This window comes from Chryseobacterium defluvii (genome assembly GCF_003634775.1).
Classification (GTDB): Bacteria; Bacteroidota; Bacteroidia; order Flavobacteriales; family Weeksellaceae; genus Chryseobacterium; species Chryseobacterium defluvii.
The window spans coordinates 667995-689654 of sequence record NZ_RBXB01000003.1; the positions used below are offsets into that span (position 1 = coordinate 667995).

Below are 21660 nucleotides of genomic sequence, written 5' to 3' on the forward strand. Positions count from 1 at the left end.
GAAAAAAAATCCTACTTAAAAAGCAGGATTGATATTTCGGTGTTTATCTCATTAAAAAGGTAAATCGTCATCGTCGTCTCCTGCGAACGGATTTTCATTAGATACAGGGGTTGCAGACTGGGATGGCGTTGCCTGTGTAGGTTCAGAACCATTGTCAAAAACCTTTTCCAGTCTCCATCCGGTAATAGAGTTGAAGTATTTGGTTTCTCCTTGCGGCGAAGTCCACTCTCTACCTCTGATATTGATGCCTATTTTTACATTTTCTCCTTCAGTCACATTGTCTAATAAATTTATTTTATCAGAAAGAAATTCTATGCTAATTGGCTGTGGATACTGCTCCTGAGTTAAAATAACCATTTCTCTTTTTTGAAATCCGCTTGCAAATGTTTGAGTTTCAAAAACTTTCTTTACCGTTCCTTGTAATTCCATATCATAAATATTAACGATGTAAAAGTAATAAAATGAAATGTAATAGAACGTCTCCCGAACAAATTTTGCAAAAAAAAATATTTTTTCGCTGAAAACTCTTGCAAATACAAAATTTTGCCCTATATTTGCACTCACAAAAACGAAAGAAGTTCTTTAAATAAAAAGGTATAAAAACCAGCGGATGTGGTGTAATTGGTAGCCACGCCAGACTTAGGATCTGGTGCCGTGAGGCGTGGGGGTTCGAGTCCCTTCATCCGCACTATTTCGATGCGAAAATAGCTCAGCTGGTAGAGCACAACCTTGCCAAGGTTGGGGTCGCGGGTTCGAATCCCGTTTTTCGCTCCACTCCATGCCCTGGTGGTGGAACTGGTAGACACGCAGGACTTAAAATCCTGTGTCCGCAAGGACGTACGGGTTCAAGTCCCGTCTGGGGTACTAGCTGATAATCAGCGCACAAGCTCTCTTTTTAAGAGAGCTTTTTTTATGCTCAAAATGAAGGGATAACATTTCTTTGTTGTGCCATTTTCTGATGATTTTATTCTTTTTTCAAAGCTCTTCTTTTTTGGTTTCTATAGTTATGGGCTCATTCAGAAATTACATAAATAGTGATCAATGATCAGGTCTTTCTAAATCGATTTACCAATAGAATTAAAAAGGCATTCAAATAAAATACATAGCATAGGTGGGGTTTTTCGATATTTCTAAATTACTATGACGATTGTTTAAAAATTTTTTTTAAAAAAGTATTTTTTTTAATGATTTTTTTTATAGTTTTGAAATTAAATATAAAAACCACAAACCAAACCACAAAAACTAATATGAGAATCAAAAATACTTTTTTAACCCCCGAATAATAGTTTTCAAAAAGCTATTTTGACAATCTTTAAACTTAAGATTGCCATAAGTCATTCTTTTTAATTTTCCACATAATCCCAATTATTATGTCAAAATCTCTAGGCCATAAAACGGTAGCTTTACTGGTATTATTATGCTCGTTCAGTGCCTATTCTCAACTTGTTGGATCAGATGTCCAAATTTGGGAAAAGTCAAATCCAACACTTCGTGAATCCGGTGTCTCAAAGGAAAATATTCTCAATTTCCATTATGGAATTAAGGATAAACTTCTGAAAAAATATATCAAGCACAGTAAAAATAAAAGCCATACTCTAAGTTTGGTTCATACTTCAAAAGAAGATGAAAAAATCTGGGAGAATGAAGGCCGGAAAATATCCCTCAGTAATTATATCTATGAAAAGAAAGAAGAGAGTGGTAATGTGAAAATCCGCAAAAGGCCAAGTATTTTTACTTTTACTGGGAATGCCGAAAACCCGAATGGGAAGCCAGACAGTATTAAAATAAAGTTGGAGGACCGTAATCTTTATGAAATGATTTTCATTCCAAGAAAAGCCCGGAAAATGGACCTTAATAAAATCCATTCTTATCTATCGATTAAGTATGGGATTTCTTTGGAAAAGGGAAAATATTATGGAAGTGATGAAAAAGTAATCTGGGACCCGGACAAGCATAAAGATTTTAAGTATAGACCTACGGGATTGGGAAGAGATGACGGAAATGAACTTTATCAAAAACAATCATGCAACCAGGAAGATCTATTTTTAACAATCGGGAAAACGGATATAAAAAAAACTAATGCAGAAAACACCAGTCTTTTTGATCATAATAATTTTGTAATGTGGTCTGACGACAACAAATCAATGACAATGAAGGCTGACGGAAACTTTAAGGTTCTCGAAAGAAGTTGGGAAATTAATTTTATAGGCTCTACTGTTCCAAAGTCAGACTATAAAGTAAGGGTGGATAAAAAGATCATTAATCCTGATTCTCTTCCTTCTGTCTATTGGATGTTTCTGAAAAACTCCGGAGGAGAATTAACGAAAGTGCAGGGTGTTGAAAACGAGAATTATATAGACTTCAGCAAGGTAGATTTCTATAAGGACAAAGAAGGTGAACTCAATCATTTTACATTCGCAATCAGTCCTCTCAGAGATGCAAAGGAGAATGGTCAAATCAATTCCGGTTCATCCTCGGTGAATGAAAATCAAATTTCTTTAGATGTAGATCAAATTGTTCTTTATCCTAATCCTGTTAAAAAAGGACAAAACTTTACGGTAAAATTCCCTGAGATGGAAAATCTGGCCATATCTATTTATGATGGCGGAGGACGATTGATTAAACTGGAAAAAATTAACCATAACTCAAGATCATACAGCAGTTCACTTAACATTCAAAGTTCTTATCTGATCAGTGTAACACAGAACGGAAAAGTAATCAAAACATTCAAATTAATCGTCGATTAAAAACCAAACCATGAAAAAAAGATCGTTACAACTTCCTTTTACAAAGAAGTCAGCTCTGATAGTGTGTTTTTTTGCAACACTGTTTGCTTTTGCCAGTTTTACCAAAGAAGACAGATATAAAGTAAGAGAATGGAAAAAAAACCTGATGAGCAGGCTGGTGGATAAAAAGTATACCAATCAGCCCACTACAAAATTAAATGAAACTTTATCTGAAGATCAATCTGATATAAACAATGTAAATCAAAATGTATTAGAATCTAATGTTGGCCCTGCAGGTTCAAATTTAAATTATACATCAGGGATACGGCTAGAATCTGAAAAAAAGACTCCGGATATCATGTCCTCTTATTCTGCCAAAGAAAAAGAAGGAACGATAGGAGTATTTTCAGATCAGGAAGAGGACAGGATTTCGGACAACTTTTTTACTATTGATATTCCTGTTCTGAATAAAGAAAATACCCTTGCTTACCTAGAATATGACTTGTATGGTTTAGCCTCGCATCAGTCGGTGGCAAGATCCCTGAATCATAATCTGGCAATCGGAGGAGAGATTATTGTACCTCAGGCAGCCTGGAGTCATCAGAAGGAAGAATTAAGTCCGGAACTTATTAAAAATGGTATCAATACTATTTTATTTACATCACCTTCCTCAGGGGTAAAATACAAGATCAAAAATCTTAAAATTGTTTTTGAAAAGAATAGAAGTACATCTGAAGATTTGATTATGAATTCTATTCTTTCAGGCGATCAACTGTATGTAAAGGGAATCAACAGACGATTGCAGGATCTGACTATAAATAGTGATCACGTTACTATCAAAAATGGGGAATTTGAAAAAAACATCAGGTTATCAGAAAAGGATAAACTGGCCGGAAAATTTTCGGTGACGGCTAATGGAATTACTCAATCATATAAGATTCCTGCAGATACAAAATCATTTAAATCGTTAAATAATAATTATTTTAATTCCAAAAGGATAACTGTTTCCAACGATAAAGAATTTGATATCCAATATGAAGATTTACAGTTAAAAATAGAAAAGGAAACATCTGAGGCTGCTGATATTGAATTGCTAAAACTCAGAGAAAAAGATATTCCTGCAACTTCAAATGGTCTCAAAAATATTACTCCGGACAAATCAGCCTATCGTTTTTCAATAATTTCAGGAAAGCTTAATAAAAAAGTTAAGATCACTATTCCTTATGACGAAAAAAAATTAGGTCTCTTTTCTCCAAAGGATATCAAAGTTTTTTCATTTGACTATACTAAGAAGAAGTGGAAGATTGTAGAATCAGCAGATATAGACCAAAAGAATAAAACGGTAACATTTGAAGGGGATGGTGACGGTGATTATATCAATGGAATTATTTCTTTACCCGAATCACCACAGTTGAACTCTTTTGCGCCCACAACAATCAGTGGGCTGAAAGCTGCCAATCCTGTGAGTGCTCCTTTAATGCAAGCTCCTACAGCAAGTCAGAAAGGAGATGCCAATATCAATTACCCATTGATTTTACCGGCAGGTACCTCGGGTATGCAGCCCTCATTATCTGTTACGTATAGTAGCGACAGTGGAAATGGCTGGATGGGAGAAGGATGGAACATCGGCGGGTTATCGTCAATATCAGTAGACACAAGATGGGGGACGCCAACTTTTACTGCCGGCCAGGAAAGTGAATTATATTCATTGGATGGAGAAATGCTGGTGTACCCGGAAGGCTATTTGCCTCACAGGCATAACAAAGTTAATGCAAATGGTACTTTTGATACTTCACGGCAGGCAAGAAACGGGTCCGGATCCAAAACCTTCTATTTGAGAAGAAATCATGATTTTACTAAAATTGAAAGATTCGGAACAAGTACGGCAGATTACAGATGGGTTATTACTTCCACAGACGGAACAAAATCTTTTTACGGTGGTGACCAGTCAACGCTTATTCCCAATGCGGTTTTGAAAAATAATAACGGAAACATTATTCAATGGGGAATCTGGAAAGTAGAGGATGTTCACGGAAATAATATTATTTACGAATATAAGAACCAATCTATCAACAACTTTACAGGAGATGACCAGAACCTTAATGCGGGCTGGGTATTCCATATTGATAAAATCTTTTATTCGGGAAGGAACGGTCAGAAAGGGCCTTACATTATAACATTTTTTAATGATACTCCGAGGCAGGATAAACAAATTAATACCAAAGGCGTCCTCAAAAGAATTGAACCCTATTTACTTACCAAAATAAATGTTGATTTTAAGAACGCAAGTAACCAGCAGCTGAGCATACGATCTTATAACTTCACATACAATACAGGGATATTTCAGAAAAGCCTTCTGAGTAAAATGAAATTGAAGGTTATTGATCTGCGGTATGACGGAGCTGCGTTTGATTATAATTTTGAATATTATGATAATGGAACAGTCTTCGGAACCGCAACCGATATAGCAACTCCCGGGACTGATGCCTTCTCTGAAGTAGTAAGTTCTATAACAACCCCTTCCAAAATAAGTGCAGACAATAATTTTGAATGGGGATGGTCTTTAAGAACAGGAGGTGGATTGGCATTATTCAGGCCTCAATTGGGCGGCGTAAAAAACTTTATGCTCTCACTGTTTGGTGGTGCTTCATATCCCCGAATGAAAAGAGGACAAGAGTTGGTAGATTTCAATGGTGATGGAATAGCAGATATTTTATATCGCAAAAGAAATGGTGACAATGGCATTAAACTGATTCCCGGAAGTGTTGATAGCAATGGCCAGCTGGTATTCAACACTTCACAACAATCGGTAGGAAACCTGAACAGTAATTTTTCACATTCAAAAGGGACAACATGGAACTTGGGAGGAAGCGTTGTATTCAACTGGTTTAAAATAGGATTTGATTTTTCATATATTAATTCGGAAAGTGAAAATGAAACTCCTATTTACATGATGGACGCCAATTCTGACGGACTTCCCGATGTGATTAAGGATGATAAAGTCTGGTTTAACCGAAAAAACGGAAACTCTCAGGAAATGGTAATTACCAGCGATTTAACAGAAAATATGATAATTACCGGGAATGCTCCACAACCTTATACAGAGCCTGAAGATCCCGACGACATTGATCCGGTAAAGCCCAAAAATGATGTAGTTAAGGTTTGGATCGCGCCGAAAAACGGATTTATAGAAATTTCAGATGAAATAGCGATTGCTTTAGGTCAAGATAATACTGCGAAAGCTGTTTATTCCATAGAAATTAAAAACCCGAATAATGTTTCAAAAAATTGTCGTTTATATTTAAGGGAGCTTACCGGGACTGCAAGCCAAAGCATTTCGATACGTCAGTATGACAGTTATCCTGGAACGCCATTAGGAGTAGCAAATTCTTCAAGACTTTATGTAAAGTCCGGAGAAAAAGTATATTTCAGGCTGCACAAAAGGTCCGGAACAAATTATATTGTAAATACCAATCCTGTAGTTACGTATACCGACAATGTTGGAAATCCGTTACATGATGAATTTGTTGAAGAACAAGATGGATTTATGCCCAATCACACCAATTATGATGATAAATTCTTTTTGAACAATCTGACGAAGTCATTGAAATTTACAGAACAGGCTAATATTCGCATTACTATTCCCGAATTTACCATACCTACATTATCGGACAGGGTAAAATATTCTATCGTTTTGATTAAAGAAGATGCCAGTGTGGCACAGAATCAGCAAACGACCATCAATGTAATTTATGAAGAAACGGTGGGACCATCACCAGGTGTGCCTGTAACGGTTTCACCGGTGGATATTAATTATACAGTTCCTGCGCTTAATGCTCCGGATGAAGCATGGCACCTAAAGTTTTTGGTGGAAACGGATTCTCATATCAATAAAGAAATTGAATGGAATAACATTTTGGTTGAGGGTTATCCTAATGCTTCTCACAGGCATTATGGTGTTGCTCAATATCCATCTTACCATATCAGAGATTTCAAAAAGAAATTTGATATTTCTACCCTGAATAATTTACCATCGGGTAATGATGAGTACTCAATATCTATTAACAAGAATTTTAGTTTTACTCCTTCTGTTCCGGGGAGATTCATGTATGTGATTAAGAAAAAAGGTATTTTTCTTGATAAAAGGATTGTAGAAATATCTAACGGTACATTAAAAGAGTATACGATAGATTATAATCTTATTAATGGAAACGATCCAATCCCTTTTTATCATGGAGATCCTACAATCAGTATTATTGATGACGCAGAAAAACTGAATATCTTAATTTTCTGTGATACGAATAAAGACCGACTGGCATACGAAGCCCTTAAATTGCAGCTGAACAATAATATATTTAATATTTATAATCAGGCTGGGGGTTCTCTTTTAAATTATACCACCGAAACATCAATAAACACGGGAGAATACAATGGGGTAAGTGCCGTTTATCACAACTGGGGGCAATTTCTCTATAATGAAGCCAGAGATATTGTTCCGGCTCCGGGAAGCACCAATCAGCAACCTCCATTGATCCCTGGTTGTGAACCGCGTAAGGAGAATGACTGTATTATTATCCCAACAGGGCCAAGCACTAGTACGGCTCCTGCCTATACAACCAATCCAAATACACCAAAAGATCAGTATGGTGCATTAATTAACGATGCGACTCTTGAAAATCCGTTTCAGTTTAATTTAAATTTCCCCGCTTGTGCAGGGATTACCAACTCTCAGCAATACGGAGAATGCGTGGGAGACCAGCTTGCCAATGATTTTCAAAACAATTATGCTAATAACCAGGTATTTGGTGCGGCATCTCCTTTCACTCCGCTAAACCCATATAAAACCGAAAAATTAAGTGAGCATAAATGGCTTAACCAGATGTTTCATGAGCAGTATTCCAAAAAAGGAAGCTTCAAAGATGATGAGACGCCAACGTCTCCATTTTTAGACAGTGATACCGATGAAGACGATATTGAAGTAGCCAATAACCCAAATACAAGAATGTTTGCTATTTCTAAAAAACAGAAAAGCAAGTCGAAAACAAAAAATGCCGGAATTGGTATCGGGCTTACTTTCACCAATTCAACTTCTGAGCTGAGAAATATCGGGAATATCCAGACGCAGGACTTTTTTGATGTGAATGGGGATAATTATCCTGATATGCTGTATAGAACCCAATCTCAGCAAACCAGCATTCTGGGGGGTCTGAAGGGTGCACAGAGTGGTATAGAAGGTACAGACAAGGTAATCACAAGAACGGACGATTTTATGAATACCAAATCCATAGCATTTGGTCCTTCAGGAAGTAAATCGGTAGGAAGACAAACCAATAACAGCGATACAAATGCAACAGGGGATACGTCTGTTTCATGGTCAATGAGCGTAGGCACTTCCAATTATCCGAATTCCTACAATAAAACTTCAGAATATTGGATGGATATTAACGGAGACGGCCTTGCGGATAAGATTGAAGGAAATAATTACAAGCTCAACTTTGGAACCGGATTGGTTAATGGAAGTATTCCGGGATCAACAGGATCTTTTGCAGGATTCGAAGAACCGGTATCAAAGCCTGTATATTCATCATCTTTTGGAATTGGAGGTGGTATAAATTCTGTTATTGATGCAGTTCAGGGAGTTGAACTGGGGATCGCTATTTCCGGTGGAGTTGGCGGAGGATCTTCTACGGCTACTTCAAAAAGATCATTCCTGGATGTGAACGGAGACGGATTGGTAGATATAGTTCAGGTGGATGAGAATACCGGGCAAACGAATGTAAAATACAATTTAGGTAACCGCTTTGCCAGTCCTGTAGGCTTAAATGCCAGTCTGGCGGAAGAATCAAAAACACACAGCGGATATGCCAACTTAAACGGAGGGTATTATATCAATATCCCATGTATCGTTATTTTTGGTATTCCTATTTTGTATGTAAAACCTTTTGGAGCGGACCTCTCTGCAAACGTTGGGCTATCTGTATCTGAAATCAATAAAGGGTTGAGAGACGTTAATGGTGATGGCCTTCCTGATCTTGTGGTTAACACGAATGGTGGCCTAAGGATACACTATTCCCAGATCGGTAAGACGAATAAGCTTAAAAAAGTATCCTATGCCGAGTATTATTCCGTTGATCCTCCCAAAAATCTAGGAGCTGCATTTACCATTAATTATGGATTCTCTAAACCTTCCTACAATGATCCTCAGGCAAAGCTGGTCATGTCAGAAGTTGTTATACCGAATCCTGATGCCTTCTCGGGAACCTATACTTTGAGTACAAGCGGCAAAGATAGGATTACTCGATTTGACTATGAAAATTCCAGATACGACAGAAGAGAGCGGGAGAAGTATGGCTTTGCTAAGGTTAAGACCTATGAAATGTCTGATAACTCTACTATTTACCGTACAACCGTTCAGAACTATTATAATCAGAATTATTTCATTCGTGGTTTATTAAAATCTGTAGAAACGTATGGTGGTACCGGAACATCCAACCTATTATCCACTTCTGTAAATACCTATAAACTGTATCAATTTAATTCGACCGTTACTGAGTTGACAGAACTGCCTGCTGCTCAGTTTGAAACATATGATGTGGGAGGTACAGAAGGGAAAAAAATGGCTCGTGTCTTAATGTCCGGCACTACAAAAACAAGTTATGAAAGTGGGAATTCAATTTCTACCCAGAGCCAGTTATTTTATAATAACAAAGGCCAGCTTACCAAGTATCAGTATACAAGTCCTTCTACGAGTTATAACAGTGTGATATCTTATCATACCAATCTTAATAATAATATACTGAATATTCCAAGTACGATCACGGTTTATCCCGGGACAGGTGCTGTGAATCCTCTGCGTAAGCGTTCTACAGAAATTACAAACTTCAATACCGGGGACATAAGCAAATATAAAGTATGGCTTACCTTAGGAGAAACAGCAGAAACAGATGTAACGTATGATGCTTTTGGGAATATTAAAACAATTAAATATCCGCCAAATGAATTTAATGAAAGAAATCAGCTGGAATATTTCTATGACCCTATGGGGAAATATGTAATTCAGGTAAAAGATCTTATTTTTAATTTGTCTTCTTATGCGACATATGATCCTATGATGGACACTGTTTTGGAATCTACGGATGCCGCAGGAAACAAGATGGGCTATGAACATGACGGATACGGAAGACCGCTTAGAATAATTAGCCCTAATGACTGGCAGTCGCAGGCATATACCATTTCTTATTCTTATTATGATACCCCGGTGACACTAAGTAATGGTAACAAATTATATCTTTTCACGGCAAAAACAAATCATCTTGATCCTTATCATCCGAATAATGATATTGAAACCATTTCTTTTGCTGATGTTACAGGTGAAGTTATACAGGTGAAAAAAGATATTGAGATCGATGATGAAGAGAAAATGTCGGTTTCAGGAAGAGTCATTAAAGATAATTTGGGAAGAGCGGTACAGCAATATCATCCGGTCTTTGAAAATAAAGATCCATTATTAAATGATAAGTTGACCTTAACGGTTGGTCAGCACCATACTTCTGCAGGCTATGATTATAAAGACAGAAATGTTTCTTCTACTGATGAAGCCGGAAATTCTGTTGACAATAAGTTTTTCATAGAAAATGGAAGATTTAAAACCGAAACGATCCAAATGCAGAATGCGTCAGCTGAGATCAGAACAGAAGTTTTTGCAAATGCCGAAGGTAAAACAATAGAAACGAGAAATTATTTGCCGGGACAGGTTCTAAATACACTTTTCTCATATAACCAAATAGGAGAAATTATAAAAGTTACTGATCCGGAAGGTTTGGAAACCGGCTTCAGCTATGATATGGGCGGAAGGAGGTTAACTCAGTCCCATCCGGACCGAGGTGAAACTTCATATACCTATAGCAAGGCAGGACAGCTTACCCATGTTCTGAACAACAACCTGAGCAATAATGGAGGTATTCCGATTCATTATAAATATTCGTACAACCGTTTGACAAATATCAATTTGCCGGATATCCCGTCAGGAACAAATCCTGCTAATGTATCGTATAGCTATGGGGTCTCAGGAAATAGTGCCGGAAGAATTACAGAGAAACAGGATGGCACCGGAATAGCCTATTACCAATATGGAAAAATGGGTGAGGTAACTAATGAGTACCGAGGAATATATGGTTTTTATATGCCAACATTGGGCTTTAACATTTCATACCAGTATGATAACTGGAACAGAATCCGAAAAATTGTTTATCCTGATGATGAAGTCGTTCATTACCAATATGATCTGGGAGGAAACCTCAAGAATATCGCCAATGAAGAAGGCTATGAATATGTAAAATCCATTAAATACGATCATTACGAGCAACGAACAAATATTGTTTTTGGCAACGATACTTCATCTACCTTTGCCTACGAGCCGGGAATGAGAAGGTTGCAGAGCCATCTTTTAAAGGATGCCAACAGCAATGTCTTATTGAATGGAAATTACAATTATGATTACGCAAGTAATATTATAGGAATCCAAAATACAAGTCAGACGACCAATTCCGGATTCGGAGGAAATTATACTCTTCAATATGAGTATGATACCCTTAACAGACTTTTGAGCTCTTCGGGCAATGGTGAACCTAACCGAAAAGAAGGTTTACCACCTACCCCAATAGCAGGAAGCATAACCTCGATGTATGAGACCACCTTACTTTATAACATGAGCAGTGGAATAGATACAAAAAGACAGCATCATGACCAGGACGGAATAATAAATACAGCTAACACTTATGAAAATAAGTATAGCTATATTAAAGGCACTCATATGATAGAAAGAGTTACAGATGTTTCTACTGGGAATGTGGAATATTTTAAATATGACAGTAACGGAAATGCAATCAATCATACAACGCCTCAGACAGGGCCTACTGACCTTTTCTGGGACGAACAGGACAGGCTGAGGGCTATTCATACGAAGGAAACAGGTTCATTCCAGTATTATGTATATGACGACAAAGGAGAACGCACCATAAAAGCAAACCTTAGCAATGATGCAGAACTGTACCAGAATGGCGAGATGGTAGATAATGGCTTCGTGTTTGATAGCTTCAAGGTGTATCCAAACCCTTATACTGTGTATACTTCAGATGGTATGCTTACCAAACATTATTTTGCGGGAGATCAGCGTATAGCAAGCTATATTAAAGATGTAGGGACTATTTTTAATAACAGACAGGCAGTATCGGCAGGTAGCAAAGAGAGTGCGGACTCTAAAAATAAACAAGCCGTCGCTGAAAATGATTTTAAAAACTATTTATTAAAAGCCGGATACAGAACTGCTGACATAGAAAAAGAATTTGCCCGGGCTATGGCTCCTGTAGGAGGTATTTATTACCTGCACGGCGATCATTTAGGTACAGCAACTTATGTTACCAATGAATATGCAGAGCCTACACAATTTTTCTTAAATTTACCGTTTGGCGAGACGATGGTGGAGCAGCAGGAACCAACTTCATACGTCAATCCGTATAAGTTTAATGCGAAAGAATTAGACAGCGAAACAGGTCTTTACTATTATGGAGCTAGATACTATAATCCTAGATTAAGTGTTTGGTATGGGGTTGACCCGTTGGCTATCTATAATCCTGTAATGGAAACTGAGTTCTATGGAGATGGGCAGCATAATGGCGGAGTGTATTATTGGGGAAATCTTAACCCATATATTTACACTTATCAGAATCCAATAAAATATATTGATCCTAATGGAAAGCAGACTGTATCTGGATGGGTTACTACGAAGCTTAAAAGTTCAGTTAAAGAAGTTTATTATGGTTCATTTTCAAATTACTCCAATTCTGTATTCGTGCCAGGAAGAATTAAAGAAATCAGAAGCCCATTTGTTAATAATTGTTGGCATGCTTCTGAAAGACAAATTCAAAATGCGGGTAATTTTGAATCAGGGAAAGCTTTCGAGAGAATTAATATGATAGAAAGTTCTAGACAGCCTAAAGATTCTCAAACGAATGTAAATATAGTTGAGGGAACAAGTTTGGTTTTAGATAATTTAAAAAAAGGGAGACCTGTTATGGCTGGAGTGAGTTATAGTGATAGTCAAAATATTAATGAAAATGTAGCGACTGACCATTTTATTACAATAGTTGGTGCTGGATCAGATAAAAATGGATCTTATTTTTCTTACGTTGATAATGCTGCTACTTCAGGAAGAGAATCGGGAGAAAATACTCAAGAAAACAGGTTGTATTTTGATCCAAAAAGCAATAAATTTATAGACAATACTCCCCCACTTAAACACGCTAAAAAATATATTTTATCGGAAGTTAGACCAACAAAAGTCAAATCAAAGAATTAACCAAAGCTTCTCAAATAAACTAAATAAAGCCAAAAATCATGAAAAAAAAAATGATATATATATATTTAATAATTGGGTTTTTGCCAATATTTATAGTCGTTTATATGTATTTAAATCCATCTATAGATAATAAAGATTTTGATTTAGAATATAGAATTTCCAGAGGTGAAAAGAAATATGCTAAAGCTAGAAATAATAATTATTCTGATAATGATTATAGATTTAATCATCTTGGTTATTGTAATGACCTTGAGGGAAGAAAATTAATAATACATTCACTGGATAAAGAATCTAATGGAAAAGAGAGGGTTATTTTTGTTGTAAAAGATGCGGGGGAAAAATTTCCAACTGCAACAATCGATTATTTTGGACCAAATAATAATTTTAATCTTTTTAAAATTAAATATGTGGCAGATTCTATTTTCATATGGAAAAAAAAATCTGTAGTGCAAGAAAAGGAAGAACTTTTTTTTAAGGGAGAAAAATGCCGATAATTTAATTTTGGAATTGGAAATCTCTAGAAATATCATTTGTTTTTTAGAAAGTTATCGTATGAGAAAACAATTAGACTGTTTTTCCCTTTAGAGGAAAGGTTGATAAATTTTTACTTGACAACAAGCTTGATAATTTGATATATAATGAGAAACAATACTGATTGGGTACAATTATTAGATTTAGACCTTCTTCTAATGACCAAATGTCATTAAATTTTAAGAATGAATTAGAAAAATGTAATGATAAAAAAGATTTAAGATTTTGTTGAATTTTAAAAAATACAACGACTCCCCTCGAACAAATGTTGTGAGAAAAAGTATGACAAAAATGTTCATTCTCTTGGAAGAGATCTAAAAGCATATTGCGGGAACAGGGAGTGGTAGAGGAACATGCCGTGTAATATTTAAAGAATCTTCGGAATGGAGTTGCTCTCTTTTTTCAGACATAATTGTTATACTTTCTAATAGAAAAAATATAAACATTAGGATTAACATTAATCCTAATGTTTTTTTAAGTTTACGGATCCTTATCTTGTGGTGACTTCCATCATTTGAGATCCCGCTTTCCAACCCAAATAAAATTTCTATTTTTGTGAAAGTCCTTATTTCATGAAAAAAATTATTCTGATCGAAGATGAAACCAGTGTAGTGTCCTTTATCAAAAAAGGATTGCAGGAAAACGGATATGAAGTTTCAGTGGCTTTTGACGGGCGTACAGGCGTACAGCTCGTACAGGCCAATGATTTTGATCTAGTGGTTTTGGATATCATGCTTCCGGAAATGAACGGTTTGGATGTCTGCAAAGAAATCAGGAAAACCAACAAGCATGTCCCGATTCTTTTTTTAACCGCACTAGGGACCTCTGAAAATATTGTTCTGGGACTGGAAAGCGGGGGAGATGATTATCTGGTAAAGCCTTTCAAGTTTATTGAATTGGTTGCCCGAGTAAAATCTTTATTGAGAAGAAGCCATACCAATGGAAATGTTCCCGAGATGGCAGAGCCGGAAACCGATCATGAGCATGTCTTTCAGTTTTCAGACTTAATGGTGAATGATTATACTAAAAAAGTGACCCGCGGAGGGGAAGAAATTACTCTGACTTCCACAGAATATAAATTACTCTTATACTTCCTGAATAATCCTGAAAAGGTGATCTCAAGAGCCGAAATCCTGGATGCGGTTTGGGGAGTTAATTATGAATTGGGGACCAATGTGGTGGATGTTTACGTGAATTATTTAAGAAAAAAACTAGACAATCAGGAAGATAATAAACTAATCCATACCGTTATAGGAATGGGATATGTTTTGAAAAAACCATAAAGAATGTTGAACAAGATTGTTGTTACGAATCAAACCAAAACAATGGTGCTTTTAATGCTGGTTTTTACCGTCATTATATTGCTGTTCAGCGGATTGGTGTATTTTTCGATCGTCAACTTTTCCCACCAGAGATTTTATGAACTGCTCAAAATCCGTACGACCACTATTGTACAGATCGAGAAAAGCAAAGAGCATCTTGATCTTCCGGAGAACTATGTTTTAAATAATCTGAACGATGAGGAGCTCCCGATGGAAAAAGATTATGTTTTTGCCGTTCCTATGGACTCCAATTTTAAAAAAATATCAAAAGAAGTCCATATTCCGGATGCTTTTTTTAAGAATATCCTGAGAAAAGGAGAAGCCAACTATAATGACAAAGAATTTTATTATATAGGTCAGTCATTTAAATTTCATAATAAAGAATATATTGCGATCGCTTCGGCAAAAAACCATTATGTGGTGTACTATCTGGGATTTTTAAAAAGAACGCTGATTACGTGTATTGTACTTTCACTGTTCTTCAGTATGATTTTTTCTTTTTATCTGTCTAAAACATTATTTAAACCAATTCTCAAAATTACAGGTAAAGTAAAGCAGATCAGCTCTGAAAACCTTCATTTAAGACTGGAATCCCAACCGGATAATAAAGAACTGAACGAGTTGGTGGATACCTTCAATGATATGCTCAACCGTATTGAAACCTCTTTTGAAACTCAAAACCATCTGATTGGCAATGTATCTCACGAATTGCGGACTCCTCTTACATCTATCATGGGTGAAGCCGATGTGGCTCTTTCCATCAACAGAACTGCGGAAGAATACAAAGAAACGTTGGAAATTATTCTGGATGAAGCTGAAAAATTAGACAGAAAAATCAAGGCTTTGCTGATGATCGCGCAAACGGGATTTGACGGAAAGATCCAGAAAATGGATAAGGTAAGAATGGACCAGTTGCTTTGGGATGTGATTGAAACCTTACGAAGAATAGATCCTAGAAATAATATCTACCTGGATATAAGCATGTTACCGGATAACCCGAAAAAGCTGAAGGTTCAGGGTAACGAACAATTACTACACCTTGCCGTAGCCAATATTATCAATAACGGATGCAAATATTCTAATTTCCAACAGGTAAAAGTTTCATTGGGCGCAACGGATACGGATGTGTACATTATTGTAAAAGATAACGGAATCGGAATCCCGCAACAGGAAATGAATAAAATCTATGATCCCTTCTTCAGGGCTTCCAATACCAAAAACTACGAAGGCTATGGAATCGGGCTTCCTCTGGCAAGAAATATTGTGAGAATGCATCACGGCGAATTAATCGTAAGTTCCAATGAAAATCAGGGAACAACCGTACAGCTCCGTTTCCCTAATTTCTATAGTACACAATCCGAGGAAAAAGGAATTTAATTCGATTTCACTCAACATTATTATCATATTAACAATAACAAAGAGATAGGTTTTATATTATAAAATCTGCATAATCTGCTCAATCCGCGAGATAAAAAAAACAACTCTTCAGGCTTCATAATTCCGATATTAATAGGACTTAACAATTTTCTAATCTCATTTTAATCTCTTTAATGACATTTTAATTCCATTCCAAAAAGCTTCTAATCTGGTCACTCTAGTTTTGTATTATCAAAAAATAAGATAACAACAAAACCTTACTCATATGACCAAAACCATTTTAATAGCCACAGATTATTCTCTTGAATCTTTAAAAGTATTAAAGAAAGTATTACAGGAAAAAGAAGCTTCGGAAGATCAGAACCGATACAATATTCTTTTGGTTTCCGGGTACGATATGGGAGACTCCATCAGAGATCTTTTGTTCACCACCAAAAATTCAATCTTCAATAAAATAAGGTCCCAGGAGTTTTGTGATGCCTATGGAATCATTAAAAACAAATATCCGCACCTCATTAACAGAATTGTCTGTGATATTTTCACCGGCAGTTTTCAGAGAACATTCAATAATTATGTAAAAGCAGAACAGATAGAAGAAGCTTATTATTCCTCCTCCATCAGGAGCAAAGGAAAAGGAAAGTTTGACATCATTCCTTACATCAGAAAATGTAATGCCTTCGAGGCTCATGAAATTATAATTGACATCCCGGAAAGGCTTCCGGAAAGAGGAAGACTGGCCGAAATCTTTGTTGAGGTCTAAAAAATAAGTAAAAACACAATCATATAAAATATTTGAAAAATGTTAAGAAATTATAGTAACAGCAGGACATTGGGAGACAATATAAGACTGGGGACGCTGACTGCCTTTACGGCGGGGACTATAAATATAGCATCTCTATTGATATTTCTTTCTTTCACCTCCAACGTAACAGGACACTATGCTATTTTAGCGGCGGAAATAAGTAAAGGAAACTGGACACAGGTGGCTGTTGTCGGAGGATGGATCTTTTTATTCTTCTTCGGTAGCTTTTTATCCAACCTTATTGTCATCAGCTTTAATAAAAAAAGTAAATATTTTGCTCACGCTATGCCAATCGTGCTGGAAATTCTGTGTTTGCTGTTTGTAGGAATTTACGGACAGTTTTATTATCAGAAAACCCTGGAAGAAACAGAATCTTTGGTTGCATTGATGCTATTTGCTACCGGTCTTCAGAATGGCTTAACGGCAAGTATCTCTAATTTTTCAGTAAAAACCACACACCTTACGGGAACAACTACCGATTTGGGAATATTGTTTTCCATGTTCACACATAAAAAATACAGAAGAAACGGAGAGCTTATTGGCAGGGCTAAGTTATTGATGAGTATTATGTTGGCTTACATTTTGGGAGCGGTATTTTCAGGATTAACGTACTATTATCTGGAATTTAGAGTTTTCTATGTCATCTGTTTATGCCTTTTGGTTGTTATCGGATATGATGCCTATAAAATTCACTTGAGACACTTTAACACCAGATACAGATACAGCAGGATTTACAAAAAACCTACTCTCGTTGCTTATCTGTATGATAAGATTCACGGGATCCCACAAAGAAAAACAAAAAGGAAACTTGCTTTTGATGATTAATTGAGCATATATCAGTATTAATTTTGTGTAAACCAGCTGTGAACCAACCCTCTGTCGCATCATGCAATCAGAGGGTTGTGTTTTTGTAAAAGAAAAATTTATATTTTTGTATGTTGAGGATAAATTGAATTCGCTTTTTTATTGTTTTTATTCCCGTTTCCTTTGATTATTTTTGTAAGTTCATTTTACATTGTATGCCAGATATTATTCAGCTTTTACCGGATCACGTAGCCAATCAGATTGCAGCAGGAGAAGTGGTGCAGAGACCTGCGTCCATAGTGAAGGAGCTCTTGGAAAACGCCATAGATGCTGATGCCTCCAAAATCGAACTGATCGTACGAGACGCAGGAAAAAACCTGATTCAGGTAGTAGATGATGGAAAAGGAATGTCTGAAACCGATGCAAGAATGGCATTCGAAAGACACGCAACCTCTAAAATCAAAGGAACGGATGATATCTTCAGGATTTCAACAAAGGGATTCAGAGGGGAAGCTTTAGCATCTATTGCAGCCGTTTCCCAGGTTGAATTGAAAACCAAACAGAAAGATACGGCCGTTGGAACCAATATTTATATTGAAGGAGGGGTTTTTCAGTTTCAGGATCCCGTGCAAACGGCAGATGGATCTAACTTTCTGGTGAAAAACCTGTTTTATAATGTTCCGGCGAGAAGAAAATTCCTCAAGAATAATAATGTTGAATTCAGACATGTTATTGATGAATTCCAAAGAGTTGCATTAGCCCATGAGAATATAGAGTTTTCCTTATTCCATGATGACGAACCCGTTTTCCGTTTGAGAAAAGGAAGCCAGATGCAGCGTATTGTGGATATTTTCGGAAGAAAGCTACAACCGCAACTGATCCCGATTAAAGAAGATATCATGTGGTGTAAGCTTCATGGTTTTGTTGCCAAGCCTGAAGGAGCCAAGAAAACAAGAGGCGAGCAGTTTCTTTTTGTCAACGGAAGATTTTTCAAAAGCCCTTATTTCAACAAAGCGGTCCAGGAAGCATTTGAAGGATTACTCTTACCGGGTTATTTACCAACATTTTTCCTCTTCTTAGAGCTTGATCCTGAGAAGATAGACGTTAATATCCATCCGCAGAAGACGGAAGTGAAATTTGAAGATGAGCATCTTATTTTTGCTTTGATCCGGTCAACAATAAAGAGATCATTGGGAATCTACAACGTAGCACCAAGCCTGGATTTTGAAAAAGACCCGCAATTGGACGAAATCATGCATACCCCGTTTCCAAGCAAAGGAAACAGTGTAAATATCAAAATGCCTGAAATTGTTGTTGATAAAGATTATAATCCCTTTTTGGAAGAAAAGGAAGTTAAGCAGGTAGAAATTCAGAACCTTACAGAAATGTATCATCAGAATATTACTGCTGAACCATCAAAAATTAATCTTTTTGAAGATGAAGATTTTGACGAAGATCTGATGAGGCTTCCCAATGGGTACTGGCTTTTCAATAAAGGAGACAGGACATTAATGCTGGATTTGGGAAGAATGCATCGGCTTGTTGTTTCTGAGAATATGACAGGGGTGAAGAAAGGACCGGTAAACAGCCACTCCCTTCTCTTTTCTTTGGAGTACCACATGAATGAAATTGAGAAGAACAAGTATAAATCGATCAAAAAATATTTACCGGAATTGGGGTTTGACATGAAAATTGCTCATGAAAATGTACTGAGGATTGATACGGTTCCGGAAGGCCTGAAAGAAACCCAGGTGATGAAGTTCCTGGAAGACCTGTTTGAGATCCTGGAATATAAAACGGAAGAAGAATTTATGCAATATTATCAAAACCAATGGAACAAGATGCAGTCGAAATCCAGATTTGATTTTATTTACAAAAAAGATGCAGAGCAGTTGATTAAGGATTTCACGGCATTAGGTTTCCCTGAGTTTTTACCTAACGGAAAAAGATGCTTTTATGAAGTTCCGTTTAATGATTTTAAAAACAAATTTTAGAAAAAATGTTCAACAATATACCACCGATTACAAGAAATATTATCATTATCAATGTGATTATATTTATTGTTTCCTTTTTCATACTCCCTCAGTTGTATAATACATTGTCGGGATACTATCCATTTTCTCCAAACTTCAGATCGTGGCAGATAATTACCCATATGTTTATGCATGGCGGATATATGCATATTATATTTAATATGTTGACATTATGGAGTTTTGGGCCGGTTTTAGAGCAGTCTTTAGGAGAAAAAAGATACCTGATATTGTATTTTGTAAGTGGTTTGGGTGCGTTTTTTCTTTTTAACCTCTGGAACTTTATTGAAGTTCAACAAATTATTTCAGGATTAGAAAGTTTGGGATTAAACGCTTCTGAAATATATCCTAAAGCAGAAATTGGCTACTCAGGAAATATGAGCACAAGTGCCACTACAACAGAAGGACAGGTGTTGTTTCAAAGATATTATGAGGCTCTTAGAACACCAATGGTTGGGGCTTCCGGGGCTATTTTTGGTGTTGTTACTGCTTTTGCGACCATGTATCCGGATGCCAGAATCGGAATTATGTTTATTCCGGTGCCTATGAAAGTAAAATATGTGATGCCTATTGTCATCGTGGTTTCCATATTTTTAGGAATTTCTGGTAGCGGGGGAGGAATTGCTCATTTGGCCCACGTAGGTGGGGCATTGGTAGGCTGGCTGTTGGCCAGAAACTGGAAAAAACATCTATACAGATTCCGTTAAAACCATCCTGTGAAGATCTTCCGTCTCATACTTTTTATATTGCATACCGGAGTTGCATTTCTGTTATTGGGAATGTTATTAAACGCATATGTGCCTCCTAAACTATTTCCATGGTTCAATTTACTTTCCTTAGGATTTCCGGTTTTAATAACGATGTACATTATTTTAACCCTGTTCTGGATCTTTTGCTGGAAGAAAAGAGCCATTGTATTTGCTGTACTGGGATTGGCTTTTATCAATCCGGTCACAAGATGGATCAATTATAATGCAGATCCGGAGAAGGATTTTGATCTTAAGATTGTTACTTTTAATGCGAAAAACGGAGCATTAGGAGTTAAAGATATTGAAAACCATATTAATAAATTAGATGCAGATATTGTTCTACTGCAGGAACATGGAGGAAAAGAATATAATTTCAACGGAGCTAAAGAAGTAAGTGTGGATGCGATAACCGCAACTTTTTCAAAATATAAAATCATTGATCACAAGGAGCTGATTAAAAGTGACTTTGAAACCAATAATGCTTACGCGAATCAGACAGATGTGGAGATCAATGGTAAAACCTATCGCATTATTAACGTTTATCTTCAACCTTTCAAGTTTGAAAAAAAAATGATAAAGCTTAATGGGAATAGTGAAGAAAATGAAAGGAAGCTAAAAAATGTAGTCAGAAGACTTATTCCAACCTTTAAAAAACACCAGGAACAGGTAGAAATAATCCGTGAATCAATGGATAATTCTCCTTATCCTGTCATACTCGCAGGAGATTTGAATTCGGTTCCCAATTCCTATGAATACTACCATTTATCAAAAGGATTGAAAGATGCCTTTGTAACTGCGGGAAAAGGCAGTGCAACCAGCTTCCATGACTATAAATTTCCTTTAAGGATCGATTACGTTTTTTCATCGGCCTCTCTAAAAGCAACGAGTTATAGCGTTGATCGATCTGTCAGGTTATCAGACCATTATCCTGTGATTGCGACATTTACAATAGAAAAATAATA

Annotated in this window: 12 protein-coding genes and 3 tRNA genes; 13 read left to right on the plus strand and 2 right to left on the minus strand. The window is 36.4% G+C overall.

Annotation, left to right across the window (positions count from 1 at the left end):
- Positions 1 to 51: 51 nt before the first annotated feature.
- Positions 52 to 429 (minus strand): DUF3127 domain-containing protein, encoded by a 378-nt coding sequence (locus tag BCF58_RS14975; RefSeq protein WP_121462918.1) that lies wholly within the window; start codon positions 427 to 429, stop codon positions 52 to 54.
- A gap of 177 nt (positions 430 to 606) precedes the next feature.
- On the opposite strand from BCF58_RS14975, the gene BCF58_RS14980 reads away from it, so the two are divergent.
- From BCF58_RS14980 to BCF58_RS15035, 12 genes are all read left to right on the plus strand, one after another.
- Positions 607 to 688 (plus strand) — tRNA-Leu (locus BCF58_RS14980).
- Between the two features lie 10 nt (positions 689 to 698).
- A tRNA-Gly gene (locus BCF58_RS14985) sits at positions 699 to 774 on the plus strand.
- A gap of 6 nt (positions 775 to 780) precedes the next feature.
- A tRNA-Leu gene (locus BCF58_RS14990) sits at positions 781 to 864 on the plus strand.
- A 506-nt stretch (positions 865 to 1370) separates the two neighbouring features.
- Entirely contained in the window at positions 1371 to 2747 is a 1377-nt protein-coding gene (locus BCF58_RS14995) for a T9SS type A sorting domain-containing protein (protein ID WP_121462612.1), read from the plus strand.
- 10 nt (positions 2748 to 2757) lie between these two features.
- Entirely contained in the window at positions 2758 to 13083 is a 10326-nt protein-coding gene (locus tag BCF58_RS15000) for a SpvB/TcaC N-terminal domain-containing protein (protein WP_121462613.1), read from the plus strand.
- Positions 13084 to 13121: 38 nt separating this feature from the next.
- Positions 13122 to 13577: a hypothetical protein gene (locus BCF58_RS15005; protein ID WP_147462069.1), complete on the plus strand. Its 456-nt coding sequence runs from the start codon at positions 13122 to 13124 to the stop codon at positions 13575 to 13577.
- A 609-nt stretch (positions 13578 to 14186) separates the two neighbouring features.
- Positions 14187 to 14897, plus strand: a complete 711-nt coding sequence (locus tag BCF58_RS15010; protein ID WP_121462615.1) for a response regulator transcription factor — start codon at positions 14187 to 14189, stop codon at positions 14895 to 14897.
- A 3-nt stretch (positions 14898 to 14900) separates the two neighbouring features.
- Positions 14901 to 16313, plus strand: a complete 1413-nt coding sequence (locus BCF58_RS15015; RefSeq protein ID WP_121462616.1) for a sensor histidine kinase — start codon at positions 14901 to 14903, stop codon at positions 16311 to 16313.
- A gap of 265 nt (positions 16314 to 16578) precedes the next feature.
- On the plus strand, positions 16579 to 17073 hold the full coding sequence (locus tag BCF58_RS15020; RefSeq protein WP_121462617.1) for a hypothetical protein: 495 nt from the start codon (positions 16579 to 16581) through the stop codon (positions 17071 to 17073).
- A 39-nt stretch (positions 17074 to 17112) separates the two neighbouring features.
- On the plus strand, positions 17113 to 17940 hold the full coding sequence (locus BCF58_RS15025) for a YoaK family protein (protein WP_121462618.1): 828 nt from the start codon (positions 17113 to 17115) through the stop codon (positions 17938 to 17940).
- 194 nt (positions 17941 to 18134) lie between these two features.
- Positions 18135 to 19913 carry a DNA mismatch repair endonuclease MutL gene (gene mutL, locus BCF58_RS15030; RefSeq protein ID WP_121462619.1) on the plus strand — a complete coding sequence of 593 codons (1779 nt, stop codon included), beginning with the start codon at positions 18135 to 18137 and terminating at the stop codon, positions 19911 to 19913.
- A 5-nt stretch (positions 19914 to 19918) separates the two neighbouring features.
- Positions 19919 to 20656, plus strand: a complete 738-nt coding sequence (locus tag BCF58_RS15035; protein WP_121462620.1) for a rhomboid family intramembrane serine protease — start codon at positions 19919 to 19921, stop codon at positions 20654 to 20656.
- Here BCF58_RS15035 and BCF58_RS17625 read toward each other — a convergent pair.
- Positions 20653 to 20817, minus strand: a complete 165-nt coding sequence (locus tag BCF58_RS17625) for a hypothetical protein (RefSeq protein WP_228434816.1) — start codon at positions 20815 to 20817, stop codon at positions 20653 to 20655. The genes BCF58_RS15035 and BCF58_RS17625 overlap by 4 nt on opposite strands.
- Here BCF58_RS17625 and BCF58_RS15040 point away from each other — a divergent pair.
- Positions 20810 to 21658 carry an endonuclease/exonuclease/phosphatase family protein gene (locus BCF58_RS15040; RefSeq protein ID WP_228434817.1) on the plus strand — a complete coding sequence of 283 codons (849 nt, stop codon included), beginning with the start codon at positions 20810 to 20812 and terminating at the stop codon, positions 21656 to 21658. The genes BCF58_RS17625 and BCF58_RS15040 overlap by 8 nt on opposite strands.
- The last annotated feature ends 2 nt before the right edge of the window (positions 21659 to 21660 follow it).